Below are 12,837 nucleotides of genomic sequence, written 5' to 3'. Positions count from 1 at the left end.
TCCGCGCTTTATTGTTCAGCTTTTGCAGCCTTGCCCTTACGCTACGAAGAAGTAGACGGGGAAGGCAAGGGCTGCGATCCACCCGTCCTGTGCGAAAAAGTGTTTACGAGCGTTTGCGACTCGCCAGGGCGCCTGCGGCGATGGCGGCTGTTCCCGCAAGGGCGGCTGCCACGATGGCTGCGTTCGAGGTGTCGCCGGTTGCCGCGAGCTTGCCGACGGTCTTGGCTCCCTTGGCTGCAACTGCAACGGTCTTGGTTGTCTTCGTGCCCTCGGACTTGGAACCCTCGGGCTTGGTCTTGCCGTGCTTTTCCTCGGGCTTGGTCTCCTCGGGAGGCACGATGACCGTGCTCTTGGCGACAGCGGCGTCATAGGGGGAGTCAATCGTGGCATCGCCCGTGCCGATGGTCTGCCCCGCCTCGTAGACGATGCCGTCGCTGAGCTCTTCCTTGTTGCGATAGTCAATGACTTTGCCGCCTGCAGGCGTCTGGATGGTGGCGTCCTTGATTTCGATGGTGCCGATCGCCTTGCCGTCCGCGCTCATGGCAAGGGCGAAGATAGCCGCCGTGTCTCCCTCGGCCGTGACCTTGCTGCGGACGATCGAGATGGTCGCGGGCGTGATGCCCTTCTCGGTCTGCGCGAAGATGCCGATGTTCAGGCCCTCGGACTCAGGGATGATTTCGTCGTTTTGGTCTCCACTGTAGTGGTCGGGGCCGTCGCCGCCGGTCTCGGCATAGCGGGCTATGGCCTTGACAACGGAGTCGCTGATGTAGATATGGCCACCCGCTTCGTCGGAGTAGAAATTACTGGTGGAGATTGCAACCGAGAACCTGCCTTCTGCGAGCGCATCCACAGTCGAGCCGTTCTTGATGACGATGTCGTCCTCATCGGTGAAGAGTGCGCTGGCTTCCCCGCCATCTGAGCTTGCGCGGACCGTCACGGTCGCGCCATCGAGCGTGATGCCCTTGTAGACATAGATGCCATACCCAACGCCACTTGCGTTGAGGGAAGCGTTCGTGACCGTGAGGCTGTTTTTACCGTCGATGGCGGCGTCTTCCTCGGAGCTTGCCTTGACCTGGCTGCCACCCGAGATCTCGATGTTGCCGTCGGCCCAAATCGCATTGTCTTTGATAGAGCTTGCCTCTACCTTGCCGCCGCCCTTTATGATGAGGTTCTCGTTAGCATCGATACCCTGATCCTCGGTGGCCTTGGCGGTGACGGTTCCGCTGTTGTCGATCGTGATGTTGCCGTCGGCCCTGATGCCATCCGAATCGCCCGTGGCGTTAACGTTTCCCGAGCCCTTGATGGTGACATCGCCCCCGGCATCGATGGCATCGTGCTCGGTGCTCGTGGCGTTGACAGTGCCAGCGCCGTCGATGTTGATGTTGCCGACGGAAGTGATGGCGTCACGAGAAGATGTCACGTTGAGCGTGCTGGACGCGTCGCCCTGAATATTAAGCTCGGCGTTCTCGTTCGCGCCATCCTTAACCTTGATGCCGCGGCCGTTGTCGTTAGTGACGGTGTTGTTGCCCTCGTAGCTCACGTTGAGCTTGCCCGCTGCCTCGATCGCGTCGCCGTTATAGCCGTTGAGCTTCATGTCGTCGGCGCCGTCCCAGCTCCAGGTGCCGGCGGCGTCGCCCGCCGCGGTGCCGGCGTTGTATTGGGTGCCGCCGACGTCCACCCACTCGGCCGCGAGCGAGACGCTCGGCATGAGCAGCGAACTTACCGTGAGCGCGCATACGGCGCCTACAACGATGCGGCGTGTCACGCGGCGCCAGCTGCCGTGTGCGAGCAGCGTGCGACGGCGCACGTCGGGCTCGACAAAATGGGCTCCAGAGGTTTTGTCATTGCGCTTGGGGGACGTGAACAAGGCGGCCATGGTTACTCCCATCCTCATAGGGCCTATGCGATTACGCCCAGCATATCTGCAGGATGTAGCCGGCGGTAGTGCCGTTTGGAGGGCAAAATGTCCAAAACTTGGGAAGCAATACATCGCGCATCCGTGCGTTGCCTGGGCTTAAAAGAAAAGCGCGGAGCCGCTCGATGCGACTCCGCGCTTTGGTGTTCTGCTTTGGCAGCTTTGCCGTTACGCTACGAAGAAGTAGACGAGGAAGGCAAGGGCTGCGATCCACATGAGCGGCTTGATCTTGGAGGCCTCGCCCTTAAAGAGCGCGACGATCACGTAGGCGATAAAGCCCAGGCCAATGCCGGCGGAGATGGAGTAGGTGAAGGGCACGCCGGCGACAATCATGAACGCCGGGAAGCCCTGCGACACGTCGGACCAGTCGATCTCGGAGGCCTCGCTCATCATGAGGTAGCCGACGTAGACCAGAGCACCGCAGGTGGCGGCACTGGAAACGATGGTGACGATGGGGGAGAAGAACGCGGCGAGAATGAACAGCACGCCGGTGGTGACGGAGGTGAGGCCCGTGCGACCACCGTCGGCAGCGCCAGAGGTGGACTCGACGAAGGTAGTGATGGAGGAGACGCCCATAAAGCCACCGGCAGCAGCGGCCACGGAGTCGACGACCAGGATGGGACGGATGTCCTCGACATTGCCGTCCTCGGTCAAGAACTCGCCCTGCTTGGCGACGGCCATCGCGGTGCCCATGGTGTCGAAGAAGTCGCTCATGAGCAGCGAGAAGGCAACGACGAGCAGCATCGGGTCGGTCAGGACCTTCACGATGGCAAGGTTGCCGTCGGCAGTGCTGGCAAACGGGGCGCCGAAGGTCGAGAAGTCGAGCGGTGCGATGAGGCCCTCGGGCGCATGGGTGACGCCCAGCGGGATTCCGGCGATAACGGCGACGATGATGCCGATGAGCAGCGAGCCCGGCACGTTGCGGGAAGCCAGGGCAACCGTCACGACGATGGAGATGATGCCGACGATAAAGGTGGGGGAGGCGATGTCGCCCAGGCCGACGAGCGTACCGGCGCCAGCGGTGATGATGCCGGCGTCGCACAGGCCGATCATGGCGATAAACAGGCCCAGACCCACCGAGATGGCGTGGCGCAGGACCACGGGGATGGCGTCCATGATGGCCTCGCGCAGGCCGCAAAGGACGAGCAGCAAGATGACGACGCCCTCGAGGAAGATAACGCTCATGGCCACGTGCCAGTCGCCGCCGCACATGGTGGTGGCGATGCCCGCAATCATGGCGTTGATGCCCAGACCCGACGCACAGGCGAGCGGGCGGTTGGCGAAGATGCCCATGCAGATGGTCATGATGCCGGCGCCCAGGCAGGTGGCGCAGGCGAGCGCTCCCGCATCGATGCCAGCGCCCGAGAGCACTGCGGGGTTGACGGCGATGATGTAGGCCATCGCCAGGAATGTTGTCAGTCCAGCGCGAAGTTCGGTCCCGATTGTGGACTTGCGCTCACTGACGTGAAAAAGTTCGTCCATGCATACCCTTTCCTTGTTCGGCCCCGAGTTTAGGCCGATTGACACGAACTCACTTACTATATCGTCTTTACAACCTTGCTGTTCCTCGCATGTTGATGTTCGGCGCTTTGTAACAGACGGACGGTATTTATCGCATGAAAATGTGTGGGTACCGTATACTTAAGCGGTTACAACGACCCCTATGGAGGAACGTATGATTAAAGAGCTTTGCCACGACGAGGCTATCCTGTCCCAGCGTTGCGAGGTTGCGACCGTCGAGGACGAGTCGGTTGCTCAGGACCTGATCGATACCATCAAGTCGCTCGACGATGCCGGCTGCCTTGCCGCTAACCAGATTGGCGTTACCAAGAAGGTCTGCGTCTACCTGGACGACGCCGGCGAGCCCCACGTGCTCTACAACCCCCGTCTGGTGTTTGGCCTGGGCGCCAGCAAGATGGAGGAGAGCTGCCTGACGCACGAGGAGGTCACCAAGTCCACGCGCTATATCAAGTGCAAGGTTGCCTTTGACCAGATCGTCGATGGCAAGATGCGCGAGCGCAAGCAGGACTTTGTCGGCTTTGAGGCGCAGATGGTCCAGCATATGATCGACCACTGTCTTGGAAAGTTGGTCTAAGGGGACCAAAGCACCGCACTTCGTCTCTTTTGGTCCGGGCGTGACATTGTTGTCATGTCCGGGCTTTTGTGTTTAGCGCCTTTTTGTTTGGTGACAATAACCTTAGCAGGACCGTAAAGCTAGGAGGCGCTATGTGCACGAGCATTCGATTTACCGATAATTCTGGCCACATGTATCTGGGCCGCAACCTCGACTGGAGCTTTGACTACGGCCAACAGGTTCGCGTGATGCCGCGCGGGTTCCACATTCCGTATTCGTTTATCGACGATGCGTCGGCGGCACACGCGGTAATCGGCATGTGCATCGATTACAAGAACTATCCCATGTTTTTCGACTGTGGTAACGATGCGGGTCTGGCTGTGGCGGGGCTCAACTTTCCCGGCTATGCCGAGTATGCCGAGGGCCCTGTCGACGGCAAGAACAATATCGCGGCCTATGAGTTTCCCCTGTGGGTGGCAGCGACGTTCTCGACGGTCGATGAGGTCGAGGCCGCGCTGCGCGACACGGTGATTGTCGCCAAATCTGCCGGAGAGGGGCTGGGCGTGTCGCTGCTCCATTGGATTATCGGCGACAGCCAGCGCAGCATCGTGGTCGAGATGATGGCTGACGGCCTGCATGTATACGACGATCCGGTCGACACCCTTGCCAACCAGCCGACCTTCCCGTGGCACATGGAAAACCTGCGCACCTATATCACCGCCACAAGCGATTTTCCGCAGACGGCGACATGGCGTGGCGCCGAGCTTAAGCCCTATGGAGCCGGTGCCGGCATGCGCGGCATTCCGGGCGATTGCTATTCGCCGAGCCGTTTTGTAAAGGCGGCGTACCTCAATGCCAATTACCCGCAAAAGGAGAGCGAGACCGAAAACGTCGTTCGCATGTTCCGCTCGCTCGAGGGCGTGGTGATGATTGAGGGGGCGTCCAGGATGGGCGATGGCAAGTTCGAGAAGACTATCTATACCGGATGCTTTAGCGCGCGCACGGGCAATTATTACTACGCGATGTATGGGGATCCGTCGATTCGCTACGTGAGCCTGATGGATGCCGAGGGCGCGAGCCCCGATAGGCTCGTGGTTCCCGAGCCGCGTCGTTCGTAGCTCACTGGTCCGTTGCGACATAAAACGGCCTCGCACCTCTTATGAGATGCGAGGCCGTTGTCGTCAATGGCTGGTGGCGTGTTAGAAGTTGGCGTCGTTGAACTGGGTGCTCTCGAGTCCGTCGAGTTGCTGTTCGGGCGTATCGGCGACGCTCTCGAGCAACTCGGTGGGATCGACGTTCATATTCTTACCGGCCTCGTTGCCGTTGACCAGGTCGTCCGAGAAGATGTCGACTTCCATTTCCTCGGCCTCTTCGATCTGAACCTCGAGCGGCACCTGGGTGCGCACGAGCTTAACGGCCGGGCGCATGCGGGCAAACAGCGGCACGTACTCGATGATGATGGCCGAGTTCTCTAGACCGTACCAGCGTGCCGGGCTTCCGCAGGCGCGGCGGACGGCGTACTTGATGGCCATGACGCGGTGGTCATTGCGGTTGATGTCCGTTTCGGGGGCGAGCATCTTGCGCAGCATGCAAAAACGGAAGTCGCCCACGTTGCCGCGGGTCTCGTAGATGGAGTAGGTGTGATGCTGCGGCGGCAGCTCACCCGATGTCATCAAGTCGCCAACGATCTGGCGCAGGTAGGCATTAACGCGCTGATTGACCTTAAAGCCCAGGTCCAGACGCACACGGAACAAAAAGTCCGTGCCAAAGGTCTCGACGGAGTACTCGTGCGTATAGGGTTCATCGGTAACGTGCACGTTGATGAACCAGTATGCCTTGGCGCGCTTGGGATGCTTGTCTAGGATGGAATAGAGCACGTCGCGGTCGAGCGTGAGCGGATCGGGGCTGTTGGTGAGGAACACCAGATTGTCGGCGAGTACGGGGTAGGTCTCGTCGCTGCGCAGACGGTTGAGCTGATCGATGTACTTGGAGACGGGCAGCAGGATCGTTTGCGTGCGCTCGATGGCGGTGCCGCGGCGCCACACATACATAAGGCCAAACAGCAGCGAGGCCAAGAAGATCATGACGTAGCCGCCGTCAAAGAACATGGTGAGGCACGAGGCGAAAAAGCACAGCTCAATGGCGCCGAAGAGCAGGGCGAAGACGCAGGCGCCCAGCTTGTGCTTGAGAATGCCGGCGATATAGCTCGTCAAAAGCGTGGTGGTCATAAGCATGGTCACGGTAATGGCGAGGCCATAGGCGCTCTCCATGCGCTCGGAGTTTTGGAACAGCAGCACGATGAAGATGCAGCCGACCCACATGATGTTATTGACGAGCGGAATATAGAGCTGGCCCTTGGTGTCGCTGGGGTAGTGGATGCGCAGGTGCGGCATAAGGTTGAGGCGCGTTGCCTCGGATACCAGCGAGAACGAGCCGGTGATGAGCGCCTGTGAGGCGATGATGGCCGCCACGGCCGAAAGCACGATGGCAAAGGGGCGTAGGGGCTCGGGGAGCATCATATAGAACGGGTTGACGATATCCATCGCGAGCATCTGGGGGTTGGAGTTATTGGCGAGTAGCCAAGCTCCCTGACCCAGATAGTTGAGGATAAGGGCCGCCTTAACAAATGGCCAGGATGCATAGATGTTTGCCTTGCCCACGTGGCCCATGTCCGAGTAGAGTGCCTCGGCACCGGTTGTCGACAGGAAGACAAAGCCGAGCACCATAATGCCCGGATGGTTGATGGGCGAGAACAGGAACATAATGCCGCGGATGGGGTTGAGCGCGCGCAAGATGGACAGGTTGCCGAGCATGTTGAACAGACCGGCGCCTGCCAGGAACAGGAACCACAGCGTCATGAGCGGGCCGAACAGCTTGCCGATCGACGAGGTGCCGGCGCGCTGCATGGCAAATAGGCCGCAGATAATGATGATGGTAATAATGATGACGTTGGTTTGCCCGTCACCCAAAAGCGCGTGACCCCACTCGATGGTGCGCAAGCCCTCGATGGCCGTGGTGACCGTGACGGCGGGGGTGAGGATGCCGTCGGCGAGCAGCGCCGCGCCGCCGATCATGGCGGGAAGAATCAGCCACGGTGCCACCTTGCGTACGAGGCTGAACAGGGCGAAGATGCCGCCCTCGTTGTGGTTGTCGGCCTTCATGGCGATTACCACGTACTTGACCGTGGTCACGAGCGTCATGGTCCAGATGACGAGCGAAAGCGCGCCCAGGATCATGTCCTCGCTGACGGTACCGATGCCGCCGTTGTTGGCGACGATTGATTTCATGGTATACATGGGGCTCGTGCCGATGTCGCCATAGACGACGCCGAGCGTTACGAGCAGCATGCCAGCGGAGAGGGGAATGGCGCCATGCCCGCCTTGACTACGCTGGTCTTGGGGGTTTGCCTCCAGTTTGTTGTGTGCCACGTGGACTCCCTTGGACATCTGGTTATCTGTCTAGGGCAGATAATCTTTATGCCATCTTTATACATACAAGAGCAGTTTGGCACATCGGGGTGTTTTAGACAATAATCCCCAGCTGGGGATTATTTTTGTACGCAGGTAGCATTTCAAAGCAGGGGCATATCCGCTGAATGGCTTGCTGCAATGTGATAGCCGCGGACGCGCCCCTGCTTCGAAACTGAAGAGGGGGTTTTAAGCACGTGCCGCCTGGGCGATGCCGGCCTTGGCGCTTGCGCGTTTGCCTGCGAGTTCGCAAAAAATCGCGCCGCCGATGATAAGCGCGGCGCCCATCAGGCGGACCGGTGTTATGGCTTCGCCTAAAAGGACGGCGGAGAACACGACGGCTGAAAGCGGCTCGAGGTAGCCGACGACCGCGACGGTCTGGACGGGCAGCTTGGCGACAGCACTAAAGTAGAGCAGGCAACCGATGCCGGTGTTGACGACGCCGAGCATGACGACGGCGTGCCAATCAATACTGGCGGCGACGCCGGCGGATAGGAATGAGGGAGCGCCCTGCGTGATGAGCGTGAGGACCAGCGCGGTCACAAAGGCGGCGCTCACCTGGAGTGTGGAGTTCTCGAGGCCTTCGATGTGTGGCGCACCCTTGCTAGCGATGACCATCAGCGCATAGCAAAATGCCGAGGCGATGCCGCAGGCGATACCCGCAATGGGCATATTGCCGCCTAGACCTTGCGCTGCAATGAGAAAAGCACCGCAAGCAACGGCGATGAAGCCGGCGATTTTGCCGCCGGTCAGCTTTTCGCCAAAGATGAGTGGGGACAGCGCCATGACAATGATGGGGCCGCAGTAGTACAGCAGCGAGGATACGCCGACGCCGATCGTCTGGTAGGCGCGGAACAGAAAAATCCAGCTGGCGCCCAGCGCGGCTCCCGAGAGAAGGAGTGCTGCGGCTTCGCGGGGGCGAGATGGCGCCTGCAGTTTATGGCGTTGGGTAATGGCGAGGATAGTGACAAGTGAGAGGGCTCCCAAAAACGTGCGTAGTAGCACGATATCGGAGCTTGGCAGCGCGATGGCAGCGGCGATGATGCCGTTGGAACCAAACAATAGCAATGCTGCTAAGTACGTAAACAGCCCGTTGTTCATGCGCTGACATCCCCTCTATATCTGAGCATGTTCACTATGGGTGAACTGGCAATAGAAGAAAAGCGAATATAATGCATGGCAAACATGACAAAAACTCATGCAAAGGTGGGAACGTGCCGTGGAAACGAATATTCAAAAGATGCAGGTGCTGCTGGAGACCGTGCGCGCCGGAAGCTTTACGCGTGCTGCCGAGCGCCTGAGCTATTCACAATCGGGCGTGAGCCGCATGGTGGCCGATCTCGAGGCCGACTGGGGCTTTAAAGTGCTCGATAGAAGCCGCGAGGGCGTAGTGCTTTCTGCCGATGGGCGGCAAGTTATGCCGGCGGTCGAGGCGTTATGCGAGGAATTTGTTCGTTTGCAGCGACGGGTGGATGAGATGCGTGGGCTCATGCGCGGCAAAATCTGCATCGGTACGTTTTCGAGTGTGGCGACCCACGTGCTGCCGCCGGTGATCGCGCGCTTTCGCGCCGATCACCCGGACGTCGATTATGAGTTGCTGATGGGCGATTACTCAGAGATTGAACAATGGGTGGCAGAGGGCCGCTGCGATCTGGGCTTCATCCCGCGTGAGCCACGCGGCGCCGGCATGGCGTCGCGGCCGTTGGTGCAAGACGAGCTGATGGCCGTGGTGCCAGCGGACTCCTCGCTTGCCATCGCGGAGGTCGTTTCCCTTGCCGATTTGGCCAACGAGCAGTTTATTCTGCTGGAACGCGGTAGCGACGACGAGATTACGCCGCTGTTTCGCCACGCGGGCCTGGCGGTGCGCTCTAAGCTGTCGACCTGGGATGACTATGCGATTATGGCCATGGTCGAGGACGGCCTGGGCGTGAGCATTCTTCCGGCGCTCATCTTGCGGCGTTGCCAGTTCGATGTTGCCGTGCGCCCGCTCGAAGGGCATCCCCATCGGCAGATCAACGCCATATATCGAACGGCTGACGTTTCGCTTGCGGCGGCTCGTTTCCTCGAATACCTCTAAACGTGTACACGTTATTGTCCGCTTTGGGCAAATCTCAGAGTCTGGTACATTTTCTTATGAAATTGAACTTTCGAATGAGGTGCCGCGTTATACTGCTGCCTAAATTGAACTTAGGTTCAATTCGTGTTCTATAAATTGAACTTTGCCAGCAAGGAGGTTCTAGTGGCCCAAGAGACGTTTAGCGATCGCCTACGACAGACTATGTCCGATCGCGACGTTCGACAGTCGGACGTGATTCGCGCATCGGAGATGCTCGGCAAAAAACTCGGCAAGAGCCAGATGAGCCAATATGTGAGCGGCAAGACGATTCCGCGGCGCGACGTGGCAGAGCTGCTCGCTCGTATTTTGGAGGTCGATGTTACCTGGCTGCTCGCCGGTGGCGCCGACCAAGGCGAGACATCATCGCCCCGCAACGTTTCCAAGCCTGAACCCCATCCCTCAGCTCAAATTCCAAGGAGCACCACCATGCGTACTTTTTCTAAATCCACCAAGCTCGATAACGTCCTGTATGACGTGCGCGGTCCCGTCGTCGACGAGGCTGCCCGTATGGAGGACGAAGGCGAGCGTATTCTCAAGCTCAACATCGGTAATCCGGCGCCCTTTGGTTTCCGCACGCCCGATGAGGTCATTAAGGATATGCGCCAGCAGCTGCCCGACTGCGAAGGCTATTCCAACTCGCGCGGCCTGTTCTCTGCACGCAAGGCGATTATGCAGTACTCGCAGATCAAGGGCCTGCCCAATGTTCAGATGGAGCACATCTACACGGGCAACGGCGTGTCCGAGCTCATTCAGCTTTCGATGAACGCGCTGCTCGACAATGGCGACGAGATTCTGATCCCCAGCCCCGACTATCCGCTCTGGACGGCGTGCGCAACCCTTGCCGGCGGTCATCCCGTTCACTATCTGTGTGATGAGCAAGCGGATTGGTATCCCGACCTGGAGGATATGGAGTCCAAGATCACGAGCGCGACCAAGGCCCTCGTCATCATCAACCCCAACAACCCCACGGGCTCGGTCTATCCGCGCGAGGTGCTCGAGGGTATCGTTGAGATCGCGCGCAGGCACCAGCTCATGATTTTTGCCGATGAGATTTACGACCGCCTGTGCATGGACGGCTACGAGCACGTCTCGATTGCCTCGCTCGCTCCCGACCTGCCCTGCGTCACCTTTAGCGGCCTTTCCAAGTCGCACATGATTGCGGGCTATCGTATTGGCTGGATGGTGCTTTCGGGCAACCAGCGCTGCATGAGCGACTTTATTATGGGCATCAACATGCTCTCGAACATGCGCCTGTGCTCCAACGTGCCGGCTCAGTCGATCGTCCAGACGGCGCTCGGCGGCCATCAGTCTGTTAACAACTATATCCGCCCGGGCGGTCGTGTCTACGAGCAGCGCAATTTTGTGTATGAGGCACTCAACAATATCGACGGCATCTCGGTGGTCAAGCCGCGTGCAGCGTTCTATATCTTCCCCAAGATGGATGTGAAGAAGTTCAACATCACCGATGACGAGCAGTTTGCCCTCGACCTGCTGCACGAGAAGAAGATTCTCATCACGCGCGGCGGCGGCTTTAACTGGGGCGAACCCGACCACTTCCGCATCGTGTACCTGCCGCGCATGGAAGTGCTCAAAGAGTCGCTTGAAGACCTCGCCGACTTCTTCGATCACTACCGCCAGAGCTAGTGGGATAGAAGTTCCGCACTATGAAAAGCTCCCTGCAGTTGTTTTGCTGCAGGGAGCTTTCTTGAATCGGCGGAACTAGATTACGATTCCTTGGCAGTGGTCGATTTCGTGTTGGATGATCTCGGCGGTGTAGCCCGAGAAGTTTTTGATGCGGTGAATGAAGCTCTCGTCCAAATACTCCACCTTAATGCGGCGATAGCGGGTACAGGGACGCTCGCCGATCAGCGAGAGGCATCCTTCGCTCGTCTGATAGGCATTGACCTGCTCAAGAATTTGAGGGTTGTACATCAGGAGCGCCCTGTTACCGTCCTTTACGCAGATGATGCGTTTGCGCACCCCGATCATGTTGGCGGCGAGGCCCACGCACTCGTGCTCATGCTCGTGGAGCGTATCCAGGAGGTCCTGCCCGGTCGCGGCATCGTCGGGCCCCGCGTCTTCGGAAGGCAGGCGCAAAAAGAACTCGGATTTCATGATGGGCTTAATCATGGCGGGCTCCTTAAGGTGGATACGTTTGGTTCAGGCCATGATACCGCGACATGTCGCATTAATGTGTGTACATAGATTCTGCAGCTAGATTGAATGGCGACACCATAAACTAATGGACGTTTTGCCGAGAGGCATGAATGTTTAAAGCGCAAAGAGTGCGCGACGGGCCCCGCGAATGGGGCGATGATGCCCGAGAGGGCCAAGAAGGAGTCTCATGTCCGAGAACGAAGAGATCATGAACGAGACCGAGAACGAGACCATGGCTGCCGAGGTCGAGGCAGTCGAGACCGTGGAGACCGAAGCTGCCGAGGCTGAGGCTGCTGACGAGGTTTCCGCCGAGGAGGAGGCCGAGGTTGTCGAGGCCGCCGTTGATTACGATGACGAAGAGCTGATGGACAAGATGCAGAAGGCCGCCCGCCTGCTGCGCAGCCGTCGCTTTGCTATTTCCAAGGAGGAGGAGGCCAAGGCCGAGCGCATGGCGAACATCGAGCGCGCCATCAAGCTTCTTGACCTCAAGCCCAAGATGGAGCAGAAGGAAATGTCCGACCTGCTGGGTATGCGCCTTCGTGAGCTCGATGGTCTGATGGCCGAGGCCGAGGCTGCCGACCTGGTCGGCCGCATCGACGACGCTGAGGGCGATATGCGCAAGATCGTCGTCTTTGCTGCCGAGGATGCCGCTGAGGGCCTGGTCGAGCTTGCCAACAAGAAGGAGAAGCTCCTGCCCGAGCTTTCTTACGAGGAGGCCACCGAGCTGATGGCTGCTCTCGATAAGGTCATCGCTCCGCTCGTCGCCATGGGCCTGGACGAGGACCGCGGTCCTCGCGGCGGCCGTGACGAGCGCGGTGGCCGTGGCGGCGACCGTGGCGGTCGCGGCGGCTTTGGCGATCGCGGTGGCCGTGGCGGTGACCGCGGCGGTCGCGGCGGCGATCGCGGCGGCCGTGGCGGCTTTGGCGACCGTGGCGGCGACCGCGGCGGTCGCGGCGGCTTTGGCGGCAACCGTGGTGGCTTTGGCGACCGTGGCGGCAACCGTGGCGGCTTCGGCGGCAACCGTGGCGGCGACCGCGGCGGTCGCGGTGGTGATCGCGGCGGCCGCAACGGTGGCGGCTTCCGCGGCAACCGCTTCTAATTGGGTTGC

Annotated in this window: 10 protein-coding genes; 5 read left to right on the top strand and 5 right to left on the bottom strand. The window is 59.7% G+C overall.

The features are described from left to right. Nucleotides 1-103: 103 nt before the first annotated feature. Nucleotides 104-1,876 (bottom strand): LPXTG cell wall anchor domain-containing protein, encoded by a 1,773-nt coding sequence (locus DWY05_RS04900; protein ID WP_158558694.1) that lies wholly within the window; start codon nucleotides 1,874-1,876, stop codon nucleotides 104-106. 207 nt (nucleotides 1,877-2,083) lie between these two features. Next, nucleotides 2,084-3,397 carry an NCS2 family permease gene (locus DWY05_RS04895; protein WP_089573357.1) on the bottom strand — a complete coding sequence of 438 codons (1,314 nt, stop codon included), beginning with the start codon at nucleotides 3,395-3,397 and terminating at the stop codon, nucleotides 2,084-2,086. A gap of 193 nt (nucleotides 3,398-3,590) precedes the next feature. On the opposite strand from DWY05_RS04895, the gene DWY05_RS04890 reads away from it, so the two are divergent. Both DWY05_RS04890 and bsh read left to right on the top strand, forming a co-directional pair. Then, nucleotides 3,591-4,010: a peptide deformylase gene (locus DWY05_RS04890; RefSeq protein ID WP_117563534.1), complete on the top strand. Its 420-nt coding sequence runs from the start codon at nucleotides 3,591-3,593 to the stop codon at nucleotides 4,008-4,010. Between the two features lie 131 nt (nucleotides 4,011-4,141). Next, nucleotides 4,142-5,107 (top strand): choloylglycine hydrolase, encoded by a 966-nt coding sequence (gene bsh, locus DWY05_RS04885; protein ID WP_117629622.1) that lies wholly within the window; start codon nucleotides 4,142-4,144, stop codon nucleotides 5,105-5,107. A gap of 81 nt (nucleotides 5,108-5,188) precedes the next feature. Here bsh and DWY05_RS04880 read toward each other — a convergent pair whose 3' ends face one another. Continuing rightward, nucleotides 5,189-7,435: a KUP/HAK/KT family potassium transporter gene (locus tag DWY05_RS04880; RefSeq protein WP_117820877.1), complete on the bottom strand. Its 2,247-nt coding sequence runs from the start codon at nucleotides 7,433-7,435 to the stop codon at nucleotides 5,189-5,191. Nucleotides 7,436-7,645: 210 nt separating this feature from the next. Further along, complete coding sequence (locus DWY05_RS04875; RefSeq protein ID WP_117820878.1) at nucleotides 7,646-8,557, bottom strand: DMT family transporter; 912 nt, start codon at nucleotides 8,555-8,557, stop codon at nucleotides 7,646-7,648. A gap of 118 nt (nucleotides 8,558-8,675) precedes the next feature. Between DWY05_RS04875 and DWY05_RS04870 the strand changes: the two genes are divergently transcribed. Then, nucleotides 8,676-9,533 (top strand): LysR family transcriptional regulator, encoded by an 858-nt coding sequence (locus DWY05_RS04870; protein WP_233504006.1) that lies wholly within the window; start codon nucleotides 8,676-8,678, stop codon nucleotides 9,531-9,533. A 201-nt stretch (nucleotides 9,534-9,734) separates the two neighbouring features. Next, a complete protein-coding gene (locus DWY05_RS04865) occupies nucleotides 9,735-11,216 on the top strand; it encodes an aminotransferase class I/II-fold pyridoxal phosphate-dependent enzyme (RefSeq protein WP_117820887.1) in 1,482 nt (493 codons plus the stop codon). A 75-nt stretch (nucleotides 11,217-11,291) separates the two neighbouring features. On the opposite strand, the gene DWY05_RS04860 is transcribed toward DWY05_RS04865, so the two are convergent. Further along, complete coding sequence (locus DWY05_RS04860; RefSeq protein ID WP_117820880.1) at nucleotides 11,292-11,702, bottom strand: peptide deformylase; 411 nt, start codon at nucleotides 11,700-11,702, stop codon at nucleotides 11,292-11,294. A 214-nt stretch (nucleotides 11,703-11,916) separates the two neighbouring features. Here DWY05_RS04860 and DWY05_RS04855 point away from each other — a divergent pair, with 214 nt between their 5' ends. Beyond that, nucleotides 11,917-12,828: a hypothetical protein gene (locus DWY05_RS04855; RefSeq protein ID WP_117837216.1), complete on the top strand. Its 912-nt coding sequence runs from the start codon at nucleotides 11,917-11,919 to the stop codon at nucleotides 12,826-12,828. Nucleotides 12,829-12,837: the final 9 nt, after the last annotated feature.

The organism is Collinsella sp. AF23-4AC (assembly GCF_003462685.1).
Classification (GTDB): Bacteria; Actinomycetota; Coriobacteriia; order Coriobacteriales; family Coriobacteriaceae; genus Collinsella.
Note: the sequence above shows the minus strand (reverse complement) of the source record. Positions and strands in the feature narration are given on the sequence as shown.

Excerpts from the sequence above, each read along its gene's own strand:
- DWY05_RS04900 (WP_158558694.1), bottom strand. The coding sequence starts at position 1,876 with ATGGCCGCCTTGTTCACGTCCCCCAAGCGCAATGACAAAACCTCTGGA.
- DWY05_RS04895 (WP_089573357.1), bottom strand. The coding sequence starts at position 3,397 with ATGGACGAACTTTTTCACGTCAGTGAGCGCAAGTCCACAATCGGGACC.
- DWY05_RS04890 (WP_117563534.1), top strand. The coding sequence starts at position 3,591 with ATGATTAAAGAGCTTTGCCACGACGAGGCTATCCTGTCCCAGCGTTGC.
- bsh (WP_117629622.1), top strand. The coding sequence starts at position 4,142 with ATGTGCACGAGCATTCGATTTACCGATAATTCTGGCCACATGTATCTG.
- DWY05_RS04880 (WP_117820877.1), bottom strand. The coding sequence starts at position 7,435 with ATGTCCAAGGGAGTCCACGTGGCACACAACAAACTGGAGGCAAACCCC.
- DWY05_RS04875 (WP_117820878.1), bottom strand. The coding sequence starts at position 8,557 with ATGAACAACGGGCTGTTTACGTACTTAGCAGCATTGCTATTGTTTGGT.
- DWY05_RS04865 (WP_117820887.1), top strand. The coding sequence starts at position 9,735 with ATGTCCGATCGCGACGTTCGACAGTCGGACGTGATTCGCGCATCGGAG.
- DWY05_RS04860 (WP_117820880.1), bottom strand. The coding sequence starts at position 11,702 with ATGATTAAGCCCATCATGAAATCCGAGTTCTTTTTGCGCCTGCCTTCC.
- DWY05_RS04855 (WP_117837216.1), top strand. The coding sequence starts at position 11,917 with ATGTCCGAGAACGAAGAGATCATGAACGAGACCGAGAACGAGACCATG.